Annotated in this window: 12 protein-coding genes and 7 pseudogenes; 8 read left to right on the top strand and 11 right to left on the bottom strand. The window is 57.0% G+C overall.

The genetic code is table 11. The annotated features are described in order from the left end of the window. The 9 genes from ACLBW8_RS04815 to ACLBW8_RS04775 form a co-directional block, all read right to left on the bottom strand. Positions 1 to 711 (bottom strand): flagellar hook-basal body protein, encoded by a 711-nt coding sequence (locus ACLBW8_RS04815; RefSeq protein WP_447804728.1) that lies wholly within the window; start codon positions 709 to 711, stop codon positions 1 to 3. Continuing rightward, positions 708 to 2,789, bottom strand: coding sequence for an FHIPEP family type III secretion protein (locus ACLBW8_RS04810; protein WP_447804727.1), 2,082 nt, complete (start codon positions 2,787 to 2,789; stop codon positions 708 to 710). Before ACLBW8_RS04810 ends, ACLBW8_RS04815 begins: the two co-directional genes overlap by 4 nt. Further along, positions 2,786 to 3,859 (bottom strand): EscU/YscU/HrcU family type III secretion system export apparatus switch protein, encoded by a 1,074-nt coding sequence (locus ACLBW8_RS04805; RefSeq protein WP_447804726.1) that lies wholly within the window; start codon positions 3,857 to 3,859, stop codon positions 2,786 to 2,788. Before ACLBW8_RS04805 ends, ACLBW8_RS04810 begins: the two co-directional genes overlap by 4 nt. After that, positions 3,856 to 4,599, bottom strand: coding sequence for a flagellar biosynthetic protein FliR (locus ACLBW8_RS04800; protein WP_447804725.1), 744 nt, complete (start codon positions 4,597 to 4,599; stop codon positions 3,856 to 3,858). Before ACLBW8_RS04800 ends, ACLBW8_RS04805 begins: the two co-directional genes overlap by 4 nt. Before the next feature lie 2 nt (positions 4,600 to 4,601). Continuing rightward, entirely contained in the window at positions 4,602 to 4,865 is a 264-nt protein-coding gene (locus ACLBW8_RS04795) for a flagellar biosynthetic protein FliQ (protein WP_200624685.1), read from the bottom strand. 243 nt (positions 4,866 to 5,108) lie between these two features. Continuing rightward, the gene (locus ACLBW8_RS04790) at positions 5,109 to 5,771 is read right to left on the bottom strand and encodes an ankyrin repeat domain-containing protein (RefSeq protein WP_447804724.1); all 663 of its coding nucleotides are present in this window, start codon (positions 5,769 to 5,771) and stop codon (positions 5,109 to 5,111) included. 324 nt (positions 5,772 to 6,095) lie between these two features. Next, on the bottom strand, positions 6,096 to 6,815 hold the full coding sequence (locus tag ACLBW8_RS04785; protein WP_447804723.1) for an ankyrin repeat domain-containing protein: 720 nt from the start codon (positions 6,813 to 6,815) through the stop codon (positions 6,096 to 6,098). 527 nt (positions 6,816 to 7,342) lie between these two features. Continuing rightward, positions 7,343 to 8,056, bottom strand: coding sequence for a hypothetical protein (locus tag ACLBW8_RS04780; protein WP_447804722.1), 714 nt, complete (start codon positions 8,054 to 8,056; stop codon positions 7,343 to 7,345). Positions 8,057 to 8,058: 2 nt separating this feature from the next. Continuing rightward, the gene (locus ACLBW8_RS04775; RefSeq protein ID WP_447804721.1) at positions 8,059 to 19,074 is read right to left on the bottom strand and encodes a LysM peptidoglycan-binding domain-containing protein; all 11,016 of its coding nucleotides are present in this window, start codon (positions 19,072 to 19,074) and stop codon (positions 8,059 to 8,061) included. A gap of 238 nt (positions 19,075 to 19,312) precedes the next feature. Between ACLBW8_RS04775 and ACLBW8_RS04770 the strand changes: the two genes are divergently transcribed. Genes ACLBW8_RS04770 through ACLBW8_RS04760 form a run of 3 tightly spaced genes read left to right on the top strand, consistent with a single transcriptional unit; the run spans position 19,313 to position 21,443 of the window. Next, positions 19,313 to 20,497, top strand: a complete 1,185-nt coding sequence (locus tag ACLBW8_RS04770) for a tetratricopeptide repeat protein (RefSeq protein WP_447804720.1) — start codon at positions 19,313 to 19,315, stop codon at positions 20,495 to 20,497. Between the two features lie 26 nt (positions 20,498 to 20,523). Next, entirely contained in the window at positions 20,524 to 21,069 is a 546-nt protein-coding gene (locus tag ACLBW8_RS04765) for a tetratricopeptide repeat protein (protein ID WP_447804719.1), read from the top strand. A gap of 2 nt (positions 21,070 to 21,071) precedes the next feature. Further along, complete coding sequence (locus ACLBW8_RS04760; RefSeq protein WP_447804718.1) at positions 21,072 to 21,443, top strand: hypothetical protein; 372 nt, start codon at positions 21,072 to 21,074, stop codon at positions 21,441 to 21,443. Positions 21,444 to 21,468: 25 nt separating this feature from the next. Here the strand turns inward: ACLBW8_RS04760 and ACLBW8_RS04755 are convergent. After that, positions 21,469 to 21,552 (bottom strand): annotated as a pseudogene (locus tag ACLBW8_RS04755) (DUF4113 domain-containing protein); the annotation flags it as partial. Between the two features lie 58 nt (positions 21,553 to 21,610). On the opposite strand from ACLBW8_RS04755, the pseudogene ACLBW8_RS04750 reads away from it, so the two are divergent. From ACLBW8_RS04750 to ACLBW8_RS04730, 5 pseudogenes are all read left to right on the top strand, one after another. Continuing rightward, positions 21,611 to 22,300 (top strand): annotated as a pseudogene (locus ACLBW8_RS04750) (aminotransferase class I/II-fold pyridoxal phosphate-dependent enzyme); the annotation flags it as partial. Beyond that, a pseudogene (locus ACLBW8_RS04745) lies at positions 22,290 to 22,466 on the top strand (type II toxin-antitoxin system ParD family antitoxin); the annotation flags it as partial. The pseudogenes ACLBW8_RS04750 and ACLBW8_RS04745, both read left to right, overlap by 11 nt. Further along, a pseudogene (locus tag ACLBW8_RS04740) lies at positions 22,466 to 22,609 on the top strand (type II toxin-antitoxin system RelE/ParE family toxin); the annotation flags it as partial. The pseudogenes ACLBW8_RS04745 and ACLBW8_RS04740, both read left to right, overlap by 1 nt. A gap of 746 nt (positions 22,610 to 23,355) precedes the next feature. After that, positions 23,356 to 23,916 (top strand): annotated as a pseudogene (locus ACLBW8_RS04735) (tyrosine-type recombinase/integrase); the annotation flags it as partial. Next, positions 23,913 to 24,454 (top strand): annotated as a pseudogene (locus ACLBW8_RS04730) (hypothetical protein); the annotation flags it as partial. The pseudogenes ACLBW8_RS04735 and ACLBW8_RS04730, both read left to right, overlap by 4 nt. 21 nt (positions 24,455 to 24,475) lie before the next feature. Here the strand turns inward: ACLBW8_RS04730 and ACLBW8_RS04725 are convergent. Then, positions 24,476 to 24,685 (bottom strand): annotated as a pseudogene (locus ACLBW8_RS04725) (ADP-ribosylglycohydrolase family protein); the annotation flags it as partial. Between the last annotated feature and the right edge of the window lie 159 nt (positions 24,686 to 24,844).

The following is a 24,844-nucleotide window of genomic DNA, read 5'->3' as shown; positions in this document are numbered from 1 at the left end:
TCAGTCCTTGCCCAATTGATTGATCCCGCTGTTCAGCAACCCGTCGTAGGCCGACAAGGCGCGCTGCAGGGTTTCGACGTGTCGCGACACTTCCATCATCTTCACCATATCGGTACCCATGGCCGCGTTGGAACGCTCCAGCGAGCCTTGGTGCACCACATACTGCGTGGCCGGTTGCCAGGCGCCGTCTGCCGAATAGAGCCCGGCGCCACGCGAAACCAGATCACCCGCGCGCGCAATATGCACCAGGTTGAGCTGCCCTACCGGCGCGTCATCCACGCTCACTTCCCCCTGGCTGCTCACCTTGATCACGCCGCCGCCCACCTGGATGGGGCCGCCCTGGCCGAGCACCTGGAAGCCCGCATTGCTCACCAGCAAGCCCTGGTTATCCACGCAAAAACGGCCGTCACGGGTGAGCGCCGCGCCTTGCGGGGTATTCACGGCGAACCAGGCGTCGCCCGACAACGCCAGGTCCGTGACCCGCCCGGTGTACTGCAACGCACCACCGTCGGTGTTGATCGAGGTCTGGGTGTGCAGGCCATCCAGCCCGACGGCCACACCCGAGGCCGGTTGTTCCAAGGCCTGGACGCTGAACGCGCGCCCGGCCTTGTAGCCGGTGGTGTTGGCATTGGCGACGTTTTGCGACACCTCTTTCAAGGTATCAATATCGCGCTGGATCACTCCGGCCAGTTGCATGATCATGTCGCTCATGCCGTCTCCAGGCTGGGGAACCCAGGCAAATCAATCATGCCGGCCGAGGTCACACGCGCATGCTGGCCGACTTCATTCACCGACAGCACCGCCATGTGCGGCACCGCCCGTGACATGAAGGCGCGCAACACGCGTCGTAATGGCGCGGCACACAGCAACACCGGCTGCTGGTTGTCGCTCAGTTGGCGCTCGGCTTCGCGGGCTACCGTGGTCACAAAGCGCTCCAGTTCCTGGGCCGGCAGCAATGCGCTCTGCTGGCCCTCACGCGGGCGGGAGGCGGCAAGCATATAGCCTTCCAGTTGCGGGGCGATCGTGAGCACATTGAGCTCGCCATTCTTATCCACCAACCGCTCGTACAACGCAGCGCCCAGTCGCTCACGGACGCGCTCGGCCAAGTCTTCGGCGTTTTTTTGCGTGCGCCCGGCGTCCACCAGCACCTCGAGGATGGTTTCCAGGTTGCGCACCGGCACTTGCTCGCGCAGGAGCAACTGCAGCACGCGCTGAATATCGGAATAGCTGAGTACTTGGGGAATCAACTCATCCACCAGGCTGCCCAGCCCGGCACGCTTGCTCTCGACCAACCGCTCGGTCTCGGCGCGGGTCAGAAAGTCCGGCGCGTAGCGGCGGGCCAGTTCGGAAAGGTGAGTGAGCAACACAGTGTCCGGCTCAACCAGGGTGTAGCCGCCCATGCGCGCCGGGTTGCGCAAGGCTTGATCGATCCAGAGCGCCTTGAGGCCATAGGTCGGTTCTTTGGTCTCACGCCCTTCAAGCGTCACCGCCCCTCCGCCGGGGTTGATGGCCAGTAACTTGTCAAACTCCAGCTCGCCGTTGGCCACCACCGCGCCTTGGACGCACACCTGATAAGTGCCGGCTGAAAGTTTTTTGTCTGCGTGCACACTGAGTTGCGGCAAGGCAAAACCGTAATCGCGGGCGAACTGTTTGCGCAAGTTGTCGATCCGCAGGCTCAAGGTGCTGGTGGCGGCCAACACCTGCGCGGCCAAGTCATTGCTCAGGCGCAGTTCAAAGGCGTCATTGTTCATCAATGCGTAGATATCATCCGAGGCCGTCTCGGCTTTGGCCGGCGTGTCGCCAGGCACTGATTCGCCCTTGGCTTTGCGCTGCAACTGGCGAAACGAATAGGCGGCCGCGGCGGCAAAGGCCAGAAACAGCATCAACAACGGCACCAGGGGCAAGCCCGGCAGCATGGCCAGCAGCAACGTTACGAGCGCCACCACCACCAGCGTCTTGGGGTAAGCCGAGACTTGCCGGCCCAGCTCCGGCCCCAGGCGCGCATCAGTGGCCGCGCGGGTAATGATGATGCCGGCGGCCACCGCAATTATCAGCGACGGGATCTGCGTGACGATACCGTCGCCCACGGTCAGCAAGGTGTAGTGATGCAATGCATCGCCCCAGCTCTGGCCCTTTTGCAAAATGCCCACCGACAGGCCGCCGATGATGTTGATCGCAATGATCACAATCCCTGCAATCGCATCGCCTTTGACGAATTTGGAGGCGCCGTCCATGGCGCCGTAAAAATTTGATTCGCGCTCCAACTGGCTGCGCCGGCGCTTGGCCTCGTCCTGATCGATGATGCCCATGTTCAGATCGGCATCGATGCTCATCTGCTTGCCCGGCAGCGAGTCCAGGGTAAAACGCGCGGCCACCTCCGCGACCCGTTGCGCTCCGCTGGTGACCACCACGTATTGCACCACCACCAGAATCAGGAACACCACAAAACCGATTACATAATTGCCGCCCACCACGTGCGTGCCGATCGCGGCGATCACCTGGCCGGCATCGCCGTCCGCCAGAATCAGGCGTGTCGCGGAGATGTTCAGCGCCAGGCGAAACAAGGTGGTCATCAGCAGCAGCGAAGGAAACGTCGAGAAGCTCAAGGGCTTGTCGATATCAAAAGTCACCAGCAACACCAACAGTGCGACGGCAAAGTTGGTCAGCAGCAACAGGTCGAGCAACCAGGTTGGAATAGGCGTGAACAGCACCAGCAAAACGCCGATGACGGCGACGGCCAACAGCAGGTCGCTACTTTCCGCCAAGGCGCGCGTGAAGAACGGCTTCATGGGCTCAGCACCTTGTTGCCGGGCAGCGCAATCACCCAACGATAGACCCGCGCCACATCGGTTTGCGTGCTGTCCGGAATCGCCGAGTCAACCCGCGCCAGTGCGTGCAGGGTACGCGCCAGTGGCGGCCGGCGCAGGATCGGCACCCGGTGCTTGCGCGCCATCTGGCAGATGCGCCAGGCATGCAAGCCGCGCCCGATGGCCAACACCTTGGGCGCCAGCATGCTTGCCGGACGGTACTGCAGGGCCACGGCGTAGTGCGCCGGGTTGGTGATGATCACATCGGCGTCCTGGACCTGCCCCAGGGCAGAGGCCTTTTTCAGCAGCGCCTGCTGAATGCCTTTGCGCTTGGCTCGCACCTCGGGGTCGCCTTCGCGACGCTTGTGCTCATCCTTGGTTTCACGCTTGCTCATGCGCATTTGCCGGCCGAACTCGCGCCGCGAATACCACACATCAAACAGCGCGGCGGCGGCCATGATCGACAGCACGGTAAAGCCCAACTGCATCAGCAATTGCTTGCCGGCCAGGGGCAGCTCCATCGGTGAAACGCTGGCCATACTCAACAGGCGCGGCAGCAGGCTCTGGAACAGGTAATACAGCACCAGCGCAAACAGCCCGCCCTTGACCAGCACCTTGAGCAGTTCGACAAACATACGCCGCGAAAAAATGCGCTTGAGCCCCTGGATAGGGTTAAGCCGCTTGAAGTCGGGCTTGATCGCAAACGCCGAAAACACTGGCCCGCTGAACAACAGATTGGTCAACACCGCCACCAGTAACAGCGCGCCGATCAGTGGCAAAAAGGCGTACAGCACTTGCCGCACGCTGTAGCCACCCTGCTCGCCCAGGTAACCAAAGCTTGTGCCCATCTGCCCGGCGTTGCCCAGCCACCAATGGGTGTGGGCCGCAATCACGCCGGCAAGCGGCGCGGCGATGGCCGAGAACACCATCAGAAAGGTCATGATCATGGCAAACGACAACAGGTCGGGGCTGCGCGGCACCTGGCCTTTCTTGCGCGCCTCTTCGAGTTTGTAGGGCGTGGCCTCTTCACTCTTGTCCTGTTGATCGCTCATGGCGCACCTGCGGGTGACAGCGCAAAGTGCAAGGCGTTTTCGACCAACAGCGGCACGCGCTGGACAATGATCGGCAAGGTCAGGATCAGGATAAAAATGCCAACGCCAAGTTTGATCGGCAGCGACAGGAAATACACATTCGCCTGCGGCATAGAACGTGAGAGCAGCGCAAACGCCATGTCGATCAACCACAACCCAAGGATCACGGGCACCACAATCATGAACGCCAGTAAAAATTGCTGGGTGAGCACGCCCATCACCGGGCCGGAAAAATTCAACAGCGAGACACTGCCCGGTGGCACCGCGACCAGGATCAGGCTGAACACACGCAGCAAGTCGTGATGCAGGTTCAAGGTCACAAACAGAATGCCCAGGGTCCACACCAGCACTTCGGCGACCAGGCCGGTCATGTTCGAAGTACCCGGGTCGAAAACGCCGGCGGCGTTCAAGCCGATCTGCGTGTCGATAAGCTTGCCGGCCATGTCCAGCCCGGCATGGGCCGCGTGAAAAGCAAAGGCCATCAACGTGCCCAGCATCAGCTCACCCAGCACTGACGACAGGCTCAGGAGCGGCATGCCCCCCCCAGTCAAGGAACTGGCCAGGACGGCTGACAACACCAATGCAAGCAACACCCGAACCGTCATGGGCAAGCGTGAGAAAAAGATAATCGGGGCAACAACCACCAACGGCGCCAGCCTCATGGAGATGAGGAACAGGCTGGCCAGGTACGGCGTCAACACAGCTAGAAACCAGCGGCTTGAGTAAGGGCACTGAGCGCGAACTGCTTGAGCATCGTCAGCATCCAACTGCCCAGCACCAACAGCATCACCACGGTGATGATCAGTTTAGGAATGAAGGTGAGGGTCATTTCCTGGATCTGCGTGGCCACCTGAAGAATGCTGACCAACAGGCCAACGATCAGGATCGCCAAGAGCAAAGGCGCGGCAACCATGGCTGCAGTGAGCAGCGCTTCCTTGAGCGCGTACAGCATGAAGTCCTGTGTCATCCATGTCCCCAGGTGATGCGTATGGATCTACCGGAATGAGTGTGTCACTCGGCGTCCGTGGCTAGTGGCCACTATTGTTTTGTCGGCGGATCATAGCCAGATCGGAAACCGGGCGGCAAGGGGGTGAACTGGAAAATAAAAAATATTTTTGAACACACCGGATAGGACGAGGCGTTGGGGGGGATTTAGATTAAGGCGTTGCGCGCCTTGTTTTAGCAGTTAATGGCGCGCTTGACAGCATGGTTAATTCACACCCTTGGCCTTCAATTTATCGATGACTTTAGCCTTCCATTGCGCTCCATCCGGATTAGGATATGCCTTGATTACATTTACGGTTTTCGCGAGATTTTGAAGATCGTAGTTATAACCGCGTTCCAACAGCCAAAAAACCACTTCGAAATTTCCTGTGGTAGCTGCTCCCCCTGCCGCCGACGAACCGTACTCGTCATGAAAGTTTATGTCTGCACCTGCTTCTACCAACAGTTTTACGTTCTCTAAGCGCCCCTCAGTTGCAGCAAGATATAAGGGATTTCCATCTATACTAGTCGCTTTAACTCCTTTAGCATCACCTCCATAGCGTAATAGTAAGCTTGACAAACCACTATTATCGCCTTCAGAAACCAGTGCCATGGGTGAGAATGGGTCGAATTGCGGAGTCATTTTCTCAGTGTCAGCTCCCGCTTTCAACAACGACTCAACCCCCACACTATTTCGTGACTTAAGTGCCCAAAACAACGGTAGGCTACCGTCTCGCCCCACTGCATTCACATCAACACCACTTGCAGCTAATTTTTTCACATCGTCAGCCTTTCCTTCCATAGCGGCGTTTATCAAACTAATCACCTTGGGGTCCTCATACACCTGCTCAACAGTACGCCCCGCCATCGTCACCGCTGCTTGCGCCATTGACACACTCATTACTATAGTAAAAATAAATAGGCTTATCTTTCTATACATACTCAACTATCACCTCCAACCCCTACCAACCAATACGCACCCAATAAAAAGCAAAATCTAAACAATGAGCATATCGTTATAAAAACACCCTCTCTTAAAGTAACCGCACGCCTATCACAATAGCTCAACAATGATTGCGCGCACCTTAATCACTGCTCAACCCTTCCCGGCAGACAAGTTTTCATAATAACTCTAGCGCGCCCTATTTTCTCTTTCGCATATTCAATTCGACGACATAAAGCTCAATCGATGAAGCGCGTTTGACATTACGAGTTAATTCACACCCTTGGCCTTCAGCTTATCAATGACTTTCGCCTTCCAAGCCGGGCCTTCAGCTATTGAGAATGCTTTAACAATATGGGTATCTTTAGCAAGGCCACTCAAGTCGTAGGTATATCCCCGATCTAAAAGAAAAGCGACAATTTCAAAGTTACCCATGGCTGCTGCAACTGTCGCAGCAGACAATCCGGTGTCATCATGGACATTAACATCCGCCCCCGCATCCAGAATCAATTTAACATTCTGTAAACGACCCTGCGCCGCCGCCAGGTACAGAGGTTTTGTCTTTATTGTGGCGGCATTAACGCCATTAGCGTCAGATTTGTAGCGCAGCATCAGCGCTAATAAGTCGGGATTATTGCCCCCCGAAACGAGAGCCATTGGAGAAAAACCTCGTGATTGTGGCGTTACTTTTTCTGTATCGGCGCCAGCTTTGAGCAACGCTTCAACACCAGAAGCACTCTTTGAATTCAAGGCCCAAAAGAGTGGTGTTGTGCCGTCCTTACCCACAGTATTCGGGTTTGCTCCTGAGGCGACGAGCCTTTCAACTTCGGCCACGCGACCATCAATTGCAGCGTTGACCAAGCTCGCGACCTTAGGGTCCTCGTAGACCTGTTCCACAGTTTTCCCTGCCAACTGCAATCCGGCATAGGCAATGGAATCCAAAAAAAGCAACGGAAAACACATTACGTAGACAAGGCTGATGACTTTCATTTGCCACCTGACTGTATTTTTATGAAAACATTATGTCAGTAGCTACAACACCCTAAAATCAAGGAAGAACACAACCATTATCAACCCAATCTGTTAGAGAAGCACCCACGCGATCAACATCATCTGGATCCATGCTTCCTTGATTGACTATATACACACCCACTCCCTCATACGGAATCAAAACAGCTCTGCCCCCACTATCATTTCCGACAGCGAGATACCCTGTCGCATACTTTATCGCCCCCATAGTTTCACTTCCTTCAAAAACGTCCTCAACAGCATAAACAACCAGTCCATTTTTGTGCCGCAGACCATTAGACTGATGCAAAAGCAACCTATACTTATATGGAATGCTTTTTGCCTAACTGCCGCTCTAACCCCTGAAGATCGTATTCGGAAGCACCAGTTCCAAACTCCATTAACCGCTCAACTCTTTAATACTCAATTAAATATATTTATCTATTCAAAGTACTTATAACTACCCTTTATGGTCTTGCGCGCCACCGACCCTAACATATCCGCTCCCTCTACCACCGCCACGCATGAGCGCTAGAGCCTGAATAATTAAGGTATTTCAAAACAGCACCCAGCCTATAATCAACTATAAGTCCGTTATCCAGCCCTCCGCCTTCAACCTCATACCCACTGGTATAAAATGCATCCCCTGCGCGCTGCCGATAAAGATCGTCAGCCTCGTCGACTAAACCACCCACCTCTTCCGTCACCTCGCCAACGCTCAATATATCCAAGTAGAGTTGGTAGCTTTTCGCAGCAAGTACCGATCTATTCGTTGCGAACAACTTACCCAGATCAACATCGATAGCATTATTCAGTGAGTTCAACGGATGCCCCGTCAAAATCATCCCCAACAGGTAATCTAAATTTCGATCTGGGGATTCAATCGGCTGCCACTCTTTCTTTGTTTTCACTTCTCGATCAATCAAAAATGCAACCATCCGTAATTTCTCGATAGGAAAAGCGTTCGCTACATTAGCTTCAGGTTTTAGCTCACACAAAGCGTTCAGACTTTCTAGACCTCGGTCTACGACTTCCTCAATGAGCGCATGAGGGTTCTCCCGCATTCGCCATGTTATTAACGCCTGCATGAGTCGATTCAGAAAAACTTGCCGAGCATTAAGCGAAAGCAAGTGGTAATTACCACTTTTTCTGGCGTGCGCAAATCCGTCTTCAAAAGTAGCGGTTTGCTTAGCGAAAAACTGAACACTTTCTGTAGAATTCATTTTCATCTCTTAATTGCTGGAACACTTGGATCCGGCCACCCGACAGGTAACTCATAGGTAGAACGGGATTTATAAAGTGATGTAAAGCTTTCAAGCTGCCCCTTCGACCCGTCGATGATCAGCTTGTTAACAAACGCATCATGCCCACCATCACCATAGCGCAGATAACGACTTAATCGGCTTAGATTATAATCCATGCTTCCCTGACGCAACCCGCCCGCATCAGTTTTCAAGCTGGATAGGTACTTACTCGCCTTGGCCTCTACTATCGCAAATTTATCCTCTTGAGAGAACACCAAATCGACACCTTGGTTGCCCTTGTAATGAAGTGAGACGTCTTCCAATTCATAGCCTAGCCGCCTCATCTCCTTTGTTGCGAAAACCACGCCTTTGGCCTCGCTTAAGGTTTGCGTCGCAGAAACCTGTTTTAGCAAAATTTCCCGCCGCATATCGGTAACAACAACGGGGACTTCATCGTCAATCTTAAAGGCAAACCGCGCAAGGGTTTGTGCGCGCGAGGCCAGCAGGTCGGCTCGAGAAGTGAATGCACCCAGCGTGGCGAGGCCTCCTCCAACCCGGCCGGCATTGCCAAACATCTGCATTCCCATAACCATGATATCGGTAGCCGCTTGGTCGAAGCTACGGTCGCCGATCTCAGCCAATGAGATCGGCGCCACATTCAACCCTGCCCACAGCGTATTCACACCCAACGCGACGCTATTATGAATGATTGCATTCAGACCATAGGCCGAATCGCGTATAGCATCACCTGTATCGAAATGAGTAGTGTATGTACTCATCAGGTCAGTATCCGCATATATACCGGCCGAAAATAAGGGCTGAGATTCTTTGAATACGAGTCGCCGCAAGTCACTGGGCAACACTCCACCATTTTCATCAGCCTTACGAGACAGGTATTTTAGTTCCGCGCTTGTAAGTGTGTCGGGAAGTTCTCCCCTGTCTAGCATTTGTTGGAATTGGTTAGTCGCCAGTGACGCCGTTAAAGCAGTAGGTTTCTGAGTGACGCCAACCTGATTTAGCATATAGCCGCCGAGTGTGTTCCCAAACGCATCAGCGGCCACTTGCCCGAAATCAACTCGCCCGCCACCAAACCACTTATCTTTCAAAACCGCTGAAGCATAAGCACTGATTTGCCCACGCACCGTTGAACTCACTAATGCCGGGCCGTTACCACCGACGTACCCGGCAACGGCAGCTCCGACCGCAGACGCCGCAACATTGCGCCAACTGAACGAGTTATCCAGCCCCACCACCCGGCTGGCGATCTGGCTGTTGGCATAGTTGAACGTTCCCAGTGCCGCGTAGCCAGTGCCGTAGGCACCTCCAGACTTCATGGCTTCTGCCGCAGTGCCAGCCCATGAGCCCAGAGTGCCAGCCTGCGCCAACGTGCCAAACCCTGCAGTTAACCCCGATGTCAACCCACCAACAGCGACTTGCTTCCAGGAAAACTCATCGACTACTCCCAAGGCTTTGCCGGCCAATTGCGATGCAGCGCTTCCGACAACGCCACCAAGCACTGCCGCCCCTAAACCCGCCCATCCAGCAGCGCCCGAAAGTACTGCCGCGCCGGTCAACGCAAGGCTGCCGACAGTGGTTGAACTTGCAACGGCAGCGGCCACAGGGGCGGCTGCACCAGCGGTTAGGACAGTGGCTACGACTGCCACCACAACCATGACAACACTCGCCAAGCCGCTACTTTTCTTTTTCTTGGGCTTCGGCGGCGGCGGAAGTGTGGGGTTTGGCGTAGTATTGCCAATAATATCGTCAACACTATAGGGTTTAAATGTTTGTGAATTATTATGCGTACTGCCGACGACGTTAGGTATTCTTAGGGTGTCTCCTGTCAGCAAAGTCTTATTTAAATCCAAGCCGTTGGCATCTGCAATGAGATACCACATCCCTGGATCACCCCATACCGTTTGGGCGATACGTTCAAGGGTATCGCCCTGATTGACGATATAAACGGTTGGGTTCAAACCTGGGTAGTCGGTAGATATTGGCGTAAACGTATCACTGACTTCTGCAACGCTTGCAGTGCCTACGTTAGCCAGTGCCTTTCCATCATAATAATAGTAATTCTGGCCAATTTTATTGTTCTCATAGCCTGGCTCATACCGCGCTATAATTTGGCCATCACGATTTGACGTAAACGTACGATACCCCACACCGTTAAATATACTGTCCAGCGTACCTCGCTGGGTGTAAAGGAACGAGTTAGTGCCTGGCTGCCCGCCCAAGCTCCATGTCGCGACTGTTTCACGCTCTTTATATGAGTCAGCCAGGTAATAGGACTTGGTATAAGCGCCCGTATAACTCACACTTGCACCGTCACCATTATAAACTACGTAACGATAGGATCTTTGATTACCCGCAGCATCCATCATGGCGGCTTCACCATAATAGGTCGCTTGGGATAACCTTTGCACGCCCCCTGAGACCTTGTAATTGGTCTGCGCCAAAATCTTCCCATCGCCACGATAGGTGTAAGAGATCACAGTTGAAACCGCGCCGCCCGCAAAAGCAATTTGGTTGGTGCGATTTTGTTGCAGGTCATAAAGATTCGAAAAATCAAGCGTCGCATTCCCTTGAGAAATAATAGCCTTGGACGTGTCCGCTGCCGCCGCACGATAGAGGCTTCTACTACTCGAACTATTTACCTGACCTACATCGTTGTAGGCATATTCATCACGACGAAAGACCTCATTGGCACCACTGGTACTGCTCCACTGCTCGGAGGCAATCCGACGCCCGCCACCGTCATATATATTGGCGTAGCCCTTGGCTTTTACACCTTGCTTACCAGCAACTATTTGCCCGCCGGATAGAAAACCATCGCCCACCAAGACCCGATCTTCAAGATCGAATCTATTCCAATTATCAATGACTGTCCGACCCCCTGCCTGGTTGGTTGCATCCATGTACGTACGACGACGATTGCCGTACTCATCAAAGTCGTAGCGCAGAGAATCAATACGTGCGGTATAGGCCGGTGACGGCATCACACCATACAAAGTCGTACCGACTGGCGACCGTGTTTCTTTCAGCCTGGATCGTTCATCAATAAAATAGCGTGTCTCTGTGCTTGCACTGTAATCCCAAACAAATACCATTGCACTTTTCGACCTGCGAGTCTCTATAGCGCGAACTTTCTCTCCAGCCAAATTATATTCGCTGGTTGAAACCGAAGAATCAATTTCGTTTGGCCCCCACCCCTCGGATGTATCCTCCACCGATTTCGACAGACCGTTAGCGTAATATTTATAGTTTACGATCTGCGAAAGCCCCGTATCTTGATAAACGCCTGGACTTATTTCGAGTAGCCAAGGAGTGACTTCTCTAACAACCTGACCGAATAAATTGTACGTATAGTTATAATTAGCCCCCGCCAAATTTTTCCGACTGACCAGGCGGCCATAGGCACCTTCATCAAACACCCAAGACAGAGCGTTGCCCAGCCCATCTATCTCTTTGGTTTTACGATTGCTCTCACTGTACTCATACACTTTTTCGATTTTAGACTCGTTTCGAGTTCTAACCGTATTCCCCCGTTCATCAAACAACGTATACCGCACATTCCCCGCCACACCCGTCGTCACACCGGACCCACTGGCACTCGCCAACGTCTCCTCAACCGCACTGCTCCCACTGATCTCCCCAACCAACCGCCCCGCCTGGTCATACTGATTAGTCAACAACGTCACGGCGGCACCATCGCGCACAATCCCATGGCTGACCTGACGATTCATCGCGTCATAACCGTCCACCAGCACCACGCCCAGTGCATCCTGGGTGGCCACACGGTTGCCGTGTACGTCCATCAGGTAGGTGCGCATGTACCCCAGTGCGTCGAAATCGCGCAGCAACTCGCCGACTTGGTTGTACTGATGCTGGCGTGTGCGCAAGACGGTGCTGGCAGGCACACCGGCATAAGGCCCCACCAAGTCCACCTCCTGGATCAACAGCCCCTGCACGTCGTAGCGCTTTTCATGGATCAGACTGGCGCGGTAGCTGGTGCCGTTTTCACGCAGGATGTCGGTGACCGGCAAGGTTTCCGTCAGTTGCTTGTTGTTGTGATCGTAGGTGTAGGTGGTGACGTAGCCGCGCGCGTCGGTGCGGGTCAGCAGGTTGCCCCAGCGGTCGTAGCTCTGGCGAATGATCGGCGTGGCCAGTGTGAGGTTGATGTTGTTGAGGGTGTCGGCGTTGATGTTGGCTTCAAACGCCGGCAGGTGTTGTTCCAGTGCACGACCGAGCACGTCGTAGCGGGTGTAGGTAATGCGATCATCGGCGGCGGTATTGACGTCGCCGAGTTGGTTGCTGCGGCTGGCCTTGGCATTGAGGTCGTAGTCGACTTGGGTGATGCCCTGGGCATTTTGCTGCTGGGTCACGCGCCCGGCCTGGTCGTAGTAATAGGCCGCTTGCAGGTAGCCATTCAACAACTGGCTGGTAACCTCGCCAAAACGGTTGTACACCGCTGAGTTGTTGGTGGTTTTCTGGTTGTTGTCGGCGGCGGTGTACCAGTCGGTGGTGGACAGTTGCTGGCCCAGCGCATCGTAGGTGTAGCCACGGCGAATGGTCTGGATGCGCGTGACGGCCGCGCCGCCCACCGTCCAGCCACTGAGTGTGATGTTGATCTGGCGGCTTTCTTCCACGCGCCGGCCCGCCGCGTCGACCTTGTAGGACTGCGCCGAGCCGCTGGCATCGATGTTTTGCACCTCGTAACCCGCCGCGTCAAAGCGTGTGCGGGTGACACGGGTGGCACCGGCTTGCTGGTTGCCCGTCGAATCCACACCGGCACTTTCGGTTTCGCTCACGACCTGGCCGAACGCATTGAGGGCGTAGGTGGTGGTGGGTGACGCATAGACGATCCCGGCCGCAAAAGGGTCCACTGCGCCGTTTTTCGCCGTGGCGCGGGCGGGTTCGACCAGCCGCACGGTTTGCCCCAGGGCGTTGTATTCCGTGGAAGTGACGTTGCCTGCCGCGTCCACCACTGCACGTACGTTGCCCACGCCGTCGTAGTGCATCTGGCTGACCATCAGGTTGCCCACCACCGCCACGGCCGACGCCGCGCCGGACTGGCCATTGATGATCTGCTGCCAGTACCGCACGCCTTCCTGGGTCACTTGGTTCAAGCGGCCCATGGCGTCGTATTCAAAACGTGTGCTGCGGTCGTTGGCGCTGGCCGGCGGCGGGCTTGGCGGGGTGGTGTCGTCCCAGCCGCTCAGGCCGTTGGCGTACTCGACCTGGCGGCTGACCTTGCCCAGGATGTTGTATTCCAGGCGGGTGTAGTTGCCTTGGCCATCGATGCTGCCGATGCGTTGGCCGGCCTGGTCATAGTAGTACACATTGCTGGCGCCGATCTGTACGGTCACGCCGTTGGCGTTGCGCGCGATCAGGGTTTCGCGCACCAATTGGCCCAGGGCGTTGTAGCTGTACAGCGTGGTGGGCGATGCGGTGATCAGGCTCGACGTGGCACTGTTGCCGGTGAAGGTGTAAATACCTACCGCATCCTGCTGCACCGCTGTTTTGCGCCCCAAGGCGTCGTAGGTGGTGGTCAGCGTGCGGTCTTGCGCGGGGCTGGCTGTCAGGGTGGCGCTGGTGAGGTCGCTGGCCGTGTAAAACCCGACCGCCGGCACCGCGGCTGCCAGGGCATTGGCATAGCGTTTAGTGGTCAAGCGATTGCCTTGGGCGTCGTAGGTGTAGGCCGTCACGCCCTTGAGCGGATCAACGTCATGGGTCAGCCGCCCGAGGCTGTCGTAGACCTTGTAGCTGTCCACAAAGTCAGTGCCCGGCGCGCCGGTGTTGTTGACCCGCACGCGATTGCGCACGGCATTGCCCAAGGCATCGTAGGTCACGTCCGTGGTGACCTGCAGTGTATTGCCGGTGCCGTCCCAGGCTTGCTGATAGGCCCCGGTGACTTTGTTGTACCAGCCCGGCGCGGTGACCTGCACCTGGTGGCCGACCGCGTCGTAGGCATACCCGGTGGTCCTGGCCTGGCTCAGGTCATCCGCCGCCGGGTCGGCCGCCAATGCACCGCGCAAGCGCCCTACGGTGCGACTGGTGACATTACTCAACGCGTCATAGGTGATACGCGTGACTTGCAGTACCGAGCGGGTGCTGACCACTCCGTTGATATCGATGCTCGACACCGCAACGGCCGGGGTTATTTCCTCGATCAGACGGTTCACGCTGTCGTAGCGATAGTTCCACACCGCGCCATTCTTGTTGGTCAAGGTGGCCCGATTGCCCACCGCATCGTAGGTGTAGGACTCGGTCTTGCCGGCCACATCGGTCACGCTGCTCAGTTGCCCGGCGGCGTCGTAGACCGAACGTGTCGCGTAGGCCAGCGCCCCGAGGCTGGTCAGCGCCGCTGTCACGCCGTCGAAGGTGCGGGGCGTGCCAGTGGGCATGGCCTTGTCGTAAATGCGGCTTTCGGTGATACGCCCCTGTTGGTCATACAGGGTTTCGGTGACCTGGTTGAGCGCGTCAATGGTAGCCCGCACCCGGCCCATCTGGTCATAGAGATAGCTGGTGACCTGGTCCTTGGCACTGGCGCCGACTGGAATACTGGCCGGCGCGTTGCCCAGGGCGGCCAAGGTGGCAGGGCTCAGCGCGGTGGCGAAGCGGGTGGTGCTGGCCAGCCGGCCATCGGGGTCATAAGTGTTGCGGGTGACGCCGCCAAGGGCATCCACGGTGTCTGTCAAATGCCCGGCACTGTCATACACATACCAGGTGCTGTTGCCACCGGCATCCAGCTTGCGCGTGACTTGGTCATTGGCGTTGTAGAGGTATTGCGTGGTGAGGTTGTAGCCGTTGGGATCGATGCGCTCGGCCGTGCGGCGGCCGAGGTTATCGAACACATACAGGATGACTTGCTGGTACGAATTGGCAGTGGTGCCGCGTGCCACCTGGACCTGCCGACCAAAGCCGTCATAGGTATAGGTGGTGGTCAGTTTGAGGCCGTTGGGGTCTTGCACCACCGTCAGCAACTGCCCCTTGCGGTCGTAGGCATAGTCGGTGATACGTTGACCGGCCTCGGTCATGCGCACTTTGCGCCCCTGGCCATCAAACACATACTGCGTCGCCACCCCAGCGGCATCGGTGCGGCTGATCATGCGGTTCGCCGCGTCGTAGCCGTAGGACGTCACCCGGCCCGCCGCATCCGTCACGCTCAACAAATGCCCGACACCATCGTAAGCACTGCTGGTGGTACGACCGAGGCCGTCGGTACTGGTGAGCTGTTGGCCGTTTTTGTCGTAGCTGAAGGCCTGGGTGATGCCTTGGCTGTCGGTGACGGTCAGGGTTTGGCCATGACGATTGCGCACGGTGGTCATGGCCAGGCCGTCCGGCGTGGTCACCACCAGTGTGCGGGTGCTGTCGTTGTAGCTGTAAGTGGTGATCAGCCCGCGCGCGTCCTGCTCGCGCAGCACTCGCCCAAAGGCGTCATATTCACGGCCCTGGGTCTGGCCGAGAGGGTCGCGTTCAACGATCACACGGCCATTGTCGAGGTAGTCGGTGCTGCTGATCTGCCCTCGCGCATCCATGCGGTGGATGACGTGCCCAAAGGCGTCGTAGACGCTGCCGGTGCCGCGCGATAAGCCGTCGACATCTTCTGCACGCCAGATCATTTCACCGCGCTTGTTGTAGGAGCGGTTTTCAACGATCGTCGCGCCGCTGGCGCTGATGCGCAGGCTGCCGGTCTGTTCGCCAAACAGGTTGTAGCCGTAGCCAACGGCATTGCCCAGCGCATCGATGCTGCCTGCCAGCGAACCGGAGGTGGTGTAGGCGTAAAAGCTGCGGTTATCGTTGTTGGCATCGCGAATGGCCTGCACCAGTGCATTCACTTGCAGCGTCAACAAGCCTCCCGACAGTGACGCAGTGGTGGCCGCACTGAGCCGGCTGGTGAGGGTCGAGCGTTCGCTGGCATCGCCGAAGGCGGTGTAGCGGGTTTCACTGACTTCGCCCAAAGCGTTGATCACGTGGGTCAGGCGCCCCGCCGCGTCGTAATAGGACAGCGTGCGGTTGCCCAATGCATCACTGGCGCTGGCCACCCGGCCGGCAGCGTCATAGCGATAGGTGAGGCCGTATTGCGCGTAAACCGCAGTCACTTGGGCATCGGTCATGCCGACTGTGATACGGCCAGACGCCTCGCCCAGCAGCTTGCCAAGGGTTTGCCCAAAGGCGTCATAACGCGTGAGCGTGCTGCGCGCTTCAGGTGTACCCTGCGCCTGGGTTTCGCGCACCAGGCGCCCGGCGGCGTCATACTCATAGGCCGTTACCGTGCCGTCGGTGGCCGTGCGCTGGGCCACGCGCCCCTGGCCGTCAAACGCGGTGGTAGTGGTTTGCCGCGCGCTGCCCGACACGGCGGCCTTGAGCGTGGAGAACCCGGTGTTGCCGGTGACCGTCGCGGTATAGACGGCCGCATAGCGGACGGTTTGCTGGGTATTGGCGGCTTCGTCGAAGACTGTTTCGGTGACGAACTGCTGTTCATCGAGGCTGCCGATCTGCCGGCCAGCCGCATCATAGAAATACCAGCTCGACAGGCCGCCACCGTCACCCGGCCTTAGTTGGTCGAGCGTGCCGGTGTCGCGGCTGGCGGCAGCGGTGGCGGTGGCGTAACGAACGGTCTGAACCAGCCGGCCAGCGGCGTCATAGCGGTTCTCCCGCAGGTAGCCTTCGGCATCCAACTGCCCGGTCTGGCGCCCGCCGGCATCATAGAAAAACCGCGTGATGCGATCCGCGCTCTGCTGCTTCACCAACTGGCCAAGGCCGTCGTAGCTCAGAGTTGTCACCAAGCCCGACGGCGCGGTGGTGGTGCTCAAACGCCCGGCGGAGTCGTAGGTGAATGTGGTGATTCGATCATCACCATGGGCCGCAGGCCGCACTTGCGCCACCAGGGTCACAAAGACGTACGTACCGTCGTACCCGCCGGTGGTGTCGATCAAAGTAGCGTAGCGTTTTTCCTGAATCCGCTGCCCGGCTTCGTTGTAGACAAACTCGGTGACGGCCCCCAGGCCATTGATCTGTGCGCTGACCCGCCCCGCTTCGTCGTACAGCACGTAAGAGCGTACGCCCGTGGCGTCCTGGACCATGGTTTGCCGGCCCGCTGCGTCGTACACATACAGCGTCGAACGCGGCGTCGCATCGGCGGCGGTCTCGTTTTGGGTGATCAGCCGGCCCAGGGTGTCGTAGGACTGGCTGACGGTCAGCCCTGCGCTGTTAGTAGTGGTGACCGTGCGATTGAGGCCGTTATACACCGTGGTACGCGTACCGGTTGCATCGGTCTGGCTGAGCACACGGCCCATGCCGTCATACACCAGCGAGGTGAGCAGTGCCTTGGCGTTTCGATCCGCCCCACGCACCGCCAGCGTCTGCAGTAATTGGCCGTATTCGCTGTAAATGAACTCGGTCACGTTCGCGGCACCATCGAGCAGGCCCGCGCCATTGGCGGCGACAGCGGCATACACCACGCGGCGGCTGAGGTTGCCGCGATAGTCGTAACTGAGTTCGGTCAGCGTCGAACGGGTTTTATCGCGTGCCGCCGCCCAGGTGTTCAACGCAGACTCGGACAGCCCATCGGTGGGCGCCAGCCCCGACAGCACGAACGACGCATCCGCGTAGCTGATTTCCTGGGTACGCAGACCATTGGCGTTATAGCGGTATTCCACCACTTGGCCCGCGCCATTCACGGTAAAGCGCAGACGGTTGCTGCTGTCATAGGCGTAACGCGTGACCTGGGCGCTGCTCGCTGGCGGTTCGGTCCAGCCGCTGCCATTCCAGATGGCCGGCACGCGATAGCGCACCTCGTTGAGCAGTTGGTTGTCGGCGCTGTAGCTGCGCGTGAGGGTGTTACCTGCGCTGTCGCGCTCCAGGATCCGGTTGCCATTGGCGTCGTAGCCATAGCTCACCGAGTTGCCACGCCCATCGACGACCTGGGTGACATTGCCGTCGGCGTCGTAGCTGTAGCGCGTGGACAGACGCTGGCCATTGATGGCCGGCGTGCGTACCTCGATCAGTTGGTCCTCAGAGTCGTAGTAATAGCTCCACTGCTGCCCCAGCCCGTTGAGCACATCGGTGCGACGATTGGCCGTGTCATAGCTCAAACGTGTAATGCCGGAAGCGTCACTGACGATGCTGACGCGGTAATCAGAACCCACTTGTTCATAGCCGAAGTTAACAGTGGTTCCATCGCTCTGTGTGATACCAGCAATGTAGAAACTCGACTCAAAGTACGTATACGACGTGGTATAGACATTGCCATCGGCGATGCTGTTGTCTTGCGGGCTAAGGTCGGTGCTGACACTGGTCAGACGGCCCAGGCCGTCATAGGTGTAATACACCTGGCGCGTCAATGCCTCACCGGTCGAACGCCGCGTGTCCAGGCGCTCCAGCTTGCCGGCGGCGTTATAGTTGAGCACCAGCTCCTGACCGGAGCTGTCCTCGACGTTGTTCAAACGTCCCTGGGGGTCATAGCTGTAACTGATGCGGGTGCCATTTGCATCGGTGGTGGATACCAGTTGGCCGTTCCAGTTGTAACGTTCAGTGGTGCGCCGTGAACCATCGGTCCATACCACCTGCCCTGCTGGGTCGTCCCACGTGAGGGTGTCATGCGCACCATCACCCTCGGCCGACTGATAACGCGTCCCGTCCCAGCGATAGAGCGTTTTGTGGCCATCGCCGGTGACGCGGACCATTTGACTACCGGCCGTGTTCAACGCGCCGACCAACTTCACGCTGCGCTCGGCATCCCACCGCCAGCCATCGCCATCTCCGTCGCTGAAATCGCCTCGGGTGTTGTAGGTCCGGGTATGCAGCAGATCCTGGCCAAGGCCGGATAATTGCTCATCGGTAAATCGCAGGACCAAGTTACCGTTGCTGATATTGACAAGTGCCTGTCCACTCGCCTGACCGAGGCTGCCCTGACCCAGCGAACCGCCGCCCAGCAAGTTGAGCGAGGTGTTGAACAGACCCAATCCATTGCCAGCAACGATCGCTACCATTTCCCTGACTCCCCGACCCAACTGAACCGACGTGGCGGTTCCAAGACAATTTGGCTGTCCGCGAACGCGGTAAATCAGCCCCTCTGTCAGTACTTATGCGTCGATTTCGAGAAATGTTTAGGGCTAATGGAATTATTTTTATTTCAATCCAAAATCGCCTTTTAACCCATGACATTGAGTGAACGCTGAGGCAATAATCCGGGGTAATACCACGCATGTCCCAGGGAAGAATTGATCGATGAGCACAGACAGCGCACTCGCCGAGCAACAACGCTTGGTACGTCTATTGACGTTTCTGGGGCACGACCCAGGCAACCTGACCTTGCTCTGCGATGCCATGGGCCTAGCCATCGAGTTGGGCGACCAGGTTTCGGGGCGAAAGTTGATCGAGCATGTGAACAACCACCGTATAGAAGACCCGAGAGTCTTCGCCCATGGCGCCCACCTATTGCTCCAGGCAGGCGACTATTCGGCAGCAGGCGCCTTTGGAGATAGGGCCATAACAGCGGGAATCAGCGATCCCGCAGTGATGTACAACACCGCGCTCGGTCACTTCTATAGCGCTGATTTCGAAGCTGCGACCACCCTACTGACGCATCTGACCCAGCACGACGATTGCCCCGCCGTAACGCTGCTGATGCACGCTCGTGCCTTGCACCAACTGGAGCAGACTGAAGAAGCAGAAGCCCTGGTTATTCGTGCTCAACAGCTCGAACCCGACAACCTCGACATTCGCGGCCTGCTGGCACTTTTACGCTATGAAAACGACAAGCTTCCTCAGGCGTTGAGTACGGCGCATGACACCCTGGCCGTTGACCCGGACCAGAGGGATGCACTGATTGCATGCGCTACGGTTCAGTTTGAACAGCACAACGTAGCTGCCGCCCGCAAAGCTTGGCACCACACCCTCAAGGTCTATCCGGACTGCGGTCGAGCGTGGTCGGGACTGGGCCTATTAGAGTTCAGCGAACTCGAATTCGAATTGGCAGAAAGTCATCTGAAGACTGCCGTCCAATGGATGCCCAACCATATCGGGACTTGGCATCTGTTGGCTTGGATTTACATCTTGCGCAAAGACAGCGCTCAAGCACGTGCTGCGCTGGATAAGTCCTACGCGCTGGACCGCAGTTTTGGAGATACCCATGGTGGGTTGGCGGTCATCGATATCATGGAGGGGCATTCAGACCTGGCTCGCAAGGGTATCCGTCGAGCGCTCATGCTCAAGCCCGACAGCTTGGCCGCTCATTACGCACAAGCACTACTACTGCAACAGGCCGGTCGAGCCGAGGAAGCTCAGCGACTGATCAGCGGGCTTCTGGAGAACAATCGTCCGGGCACCAACATCACCGGGCGCATGCTGGTCAATCAATGGCTACAGCTTCACCAGCAAGGTACCGCGCCTCCCAACCCCGGCCAACATTGAAGTCATAGCCCCAGGAGACCCACACTATGCTGGATGCAACTGAATACCTGCACTTGGCAATTCACGCCAGCCAGGACGGTAATCACCACGCCGCCCTGAACTATCTCAATACCGCATTGGAACAACAGCCGGACAATGCGGCCGTTCGCTACTTCCTGGCAGCCGAACACGCCGAACTTGGGTTAATGGATCGTGCCCATGCAGGTATGACCCAAGCATTAGAGCTGGATCCGCGCATGGATATCGCTCGCTTCCAACTGGGCCTCTTGAACCTGCAACTGCAAAAACTCGAAGAGGCTCGCGCTGCATTCGACCAACTGCAGAGCCATGCACAAGACCCTGGCCTCAAATGGTTTGCCACCGCCTACCTGGACTTGCTCAATGAACAGCCTGAGGGCGCCATTGATAAGCTGTCACGTGGCCTGGCCGAATGCGTGAATCCTGCCTTGAAGGCCGACATGACTCGCGTGCTGGCCAGTCTGACGAATACAGCCGTTCCCGCAAAAGACGATACCATCACCAAGCCCAGCGTATTTCTTGGCGCCTACCGTGACAATCTCGAGACTCCGTAACAATGAGCAAGATCGATCCCACTCGCCTCTCCCACGTCCTGGCTGCTTTGGCCAAACCCAAAGAGCGAGTGACATCGAGCGCAAGCAACCCAGCGTCTCCCAGCAAAAACCAAAAGTCCGGCAAAAACATGGAGACGCTGCGCACCCGCCTGCACAGCCGCCTGAATAGTTTGAATCAACACGCAGAAGGCTTTCGTGACGCTGCGCCTGTCGTCACAGTTCAGGAGATTCTGTGCTGGGAGTTTGGGGATGGGATTCTTGGGCATGGCGAATTCAAGCAAATTGCGCAGAAGGTAACGGAGACAATGATGGGTGACCCAAAAGTGGAAAAAGCGATTCATGCCATTGTTGATCAGGCCCTATCTGAAAAATAAGACCGTTTTTTGAAGTGACCGACTACTAGCAAGACACCGTCCACAGTTCATTCAGTCTGGTCGTATAGCTTTGACTCATCATCTCTCGTCGCATGCCCCAGTCCAGGTTCAGTAGGACAGCCCAGCGTCCCCAGCCCGTACAGCACCAGGCTTCCCAGCAGCAATGGGCGCCGTCCAACCCGACCGGCGCGGTGTACAGCCAGGAAGAACTGCACGCCCTGGCCGAGGTGTTGTTGGCTCACCCTCACGTGCTGATTCTGGCCGATGACATCTACGAGCATCTGATTTTTGATGATCAAGCGTTCCATACCCTGCCCCAGGTTGAACCACGACTGGCACCGCGCACCCTGACCATGAACTGGGTGTCCAAGGCCTATGCCATGACCGGCTGGCGAATCGGTTTCGCCACAGGGCCGCGCTGGTTGCTGGACGCCATGGAAAAACTGCAAGGTCAGCAAACCTCTGGCGCCAGCCCTGTGTCGCAACAGGCCGCGCTCGCGGCACTTGAAGGTCCCAAGGGTTTCATCCGTGAAAGCCGGGTAGCATTCCAGAGTCGTCGCTATTTGATGGTGGCGCTGCTGAACGATACCCCAGGCCTTGAATGCGTCAGTCCAGCCGGGGCGTTCTGCGCGTTTGCGTCCTGTGCCGGATTGATCGGGCGTACCTCAGCGGGTGGCCGGGTACTGCACACCGACGAAGATGTCGCGCATGCACTGCTCGAAGAAGCGGATGTGGCCGTAGTGCATGGTAGCGCCTTTGGTCTTGGCCCTTACATTCGGATCGCCTACGCCCTGGATGACGCTTCATTGCGCCGGGCGTGCGAGGCGATCCGTACCTTCTGCACCTCGCTACGTTAATCAGTCCCTTCCCATAGTGATGCGAGAAGGTTTGCGTTTACTGGAGCAGCGCGTCGCCGAAGACACTGCCAAAATTGAGGTGCTGCGTCAGGCAACCTCGATCGGCATCATGGATCTTGAACACGGGCGCTTTACTCAGCTGAACGAAGGTAATCTAGAGCAGTTCGGCAGCAGGCCAAACATCCCAATGGGACGGTCAAAAGCCCACGCCATATCGTCTTCTATCGTATGGTAAACGACGATCTGATCGAGGTTGTCCGACTTCTTCATGACGCCATGGAAGTGCAGTTGCACTTGCCTGATGACTGATCAGCGACTCAGGACACAGACATGACCGGCCAGGAATAACGTAGGACAGACGCTCCCTCTAGCCCCCAACGCTGCCAGCCGACTCGACGGCCGATTGAAGCACGAGGTTTTAGGCCCGACTGGACTATCGAGATCCACGACCACAAACACGATGCTCAACTTTGCCCCGCACTTTTAACGCCGATTGCGTATCTAGACGCCTGGCATTGGGCCTCAACTTCCGATGGGCACGTGGATTGACCCCTCTGGCGACCAGCGCCGTTGCAACATCGCGCAGAGCATGAGTATTTGGCGATGCCAATTTCAGGACAGGTGCTGAAAGACATCCCGGACAACTCCGATTAAGGATATCGACTCATCGAACCACCAAGGATTTGCCGGATTTGGTCATCGAGTATACGGGGGAGCATTGAATACCAGCCACGACCACCCAGATCCGCATCAGAAATCGCCATTCGCGATCGCTCGCGAACCCGGTGCGAATGGGGGCAAAATTGGGGGCACAATTGGGGGCACAATTATTTTTTTTGGGGCTGTAAACACCGTCCTAGAGCCTAGTCAAAATGTTTTTTGGGGCCCGGACAGTCTGTAACAAAATTCCATTGACATCCAAAAAAGCTTTTTAAACATCGTGTTATGAACATTATTAGTCTATGGCCGTCCGTCTATTTCCACTGAATTCTTGGGCTGATGGGGGACAAAACTGGGGGTAAATTCCGGCTAATAAAAATTGCCCACCCCCACCGATGCCTCCAGAAAACGCCCCTGTTTTCAGACGAAAACTCAGCAATGCCTTCATCCGTTCGCTGACCGAACCCGGCAAGTACGTCGACGGCGAAGTCCCAGGCCTTTACTTGCAGGTCAGGCTGTCGAGCATGCTCGGAACCACCCTTCCAAATCGTGGCGCCTGAAATATCGGCTGCTTGGCAAGGAAAACTGTTTCACGATTGGGACTTACCCCGACATCAGCCTGAGAGAGGCAAGCCACATTGCTCGCGGTGCACGCCGCGACGTGCCCAACCACATAGCCCCGCTCAAGGCCAAGACCGCCAAGGTAGAAGCGCAGCTACTTAACGAAGAACGAACTTTCGTATACGTGGCTGAGCGAAGGTTGGCTTTCAAGTCCCCCGATCTGGTGAGCAAATCTGTTGCGGGGTTTCGCGGCACCCTGAACAACGACATCTTCCCTGTCATTGGCAAAAAACAGGTCAGCGAAATCAAGCTCGAGTACATCACCACGATCATCACCGATGATGCGCCGCCAGCGCATTCTGGCTATGGCAAGCCGTGTACGCACGCAGTGCCGATACTGGTAAGCCGTGCGCCTGAAGCCAAGGCCAACGACCCTCCCACCGCGCCTCTGAAAACACCCAATTACGGCCTACGCTGGACGCTACGTCATGTGCTGGCAGACTTTTCCGAAGCGCCGTTTTTTGGCAATGAGTGGGCCAGCCTGGGTTTGCTCGCACGCGTGTTGCTGGCCTACCCTTTAATCCTCTGAGCCCCGCCGATGGGTCGGGCTGGGTACTGCATCTGGTGGCAGGCCAGGCGCTGACCTCACTGCTGGGCATCCTCCTATGGCGACAGCAATGGCGAATACGGGGTTGGTACCCGACCTATGTGCCACTAGTGTCGGTGGTGCCGGCCGCTGTGCTGACTTATGGCGGTAGCGTGACGGTTATTGTGCTCAGCTCGGTGCTGGGCGCGCTGATTGCGCCGCCGTTGGCGTGCGCGATTGTCGGCCGGTTGCCGAGTTACCTGCATCCGTATATTGGCAATGTGCTGTCGATGACGATCAGTACGCTGTTGATTGTTCCTGCCATCGGCTTAGTGATCGAGGATTAATCCCGGGCGATGGCGCGTGTCTTAGTGAGGCTCGCCCATCTGCATCAACGCATCGGCAGTGGCCTGGATCCGCTCACGCATCCACAACTTGCCTAACCAATCCTCTGGAATACTTTGCACGCCATAATATGCACCGGCAACCTGGCCAACGATTGCCGCGGTAGTGTCCGCGTCATCCCCCAGATTCGCAGCCATTAGCACGGCCTCGGCAAAGCTATCCGTCTTGTGGAAAATACATCCGGACTCACAGGCAAACCCTGATCTCGCAGCGCCTGATAAGTTGCATAATGCACGAAGTCACTATGCCAACTACCATCATTAGAGTTAATACTCGCGGCCGTTTCCAACCATCTAGCAGTCCTAGGATCCCCTCCTGCCTGACCAGAGACG

It is taken from the genome of Pseudomonas sp. M5A4_2d (assembly GCF_053345295.1).
This window is presented reverse-complemented; position numbering and strand designations above follow the sequence as displayed.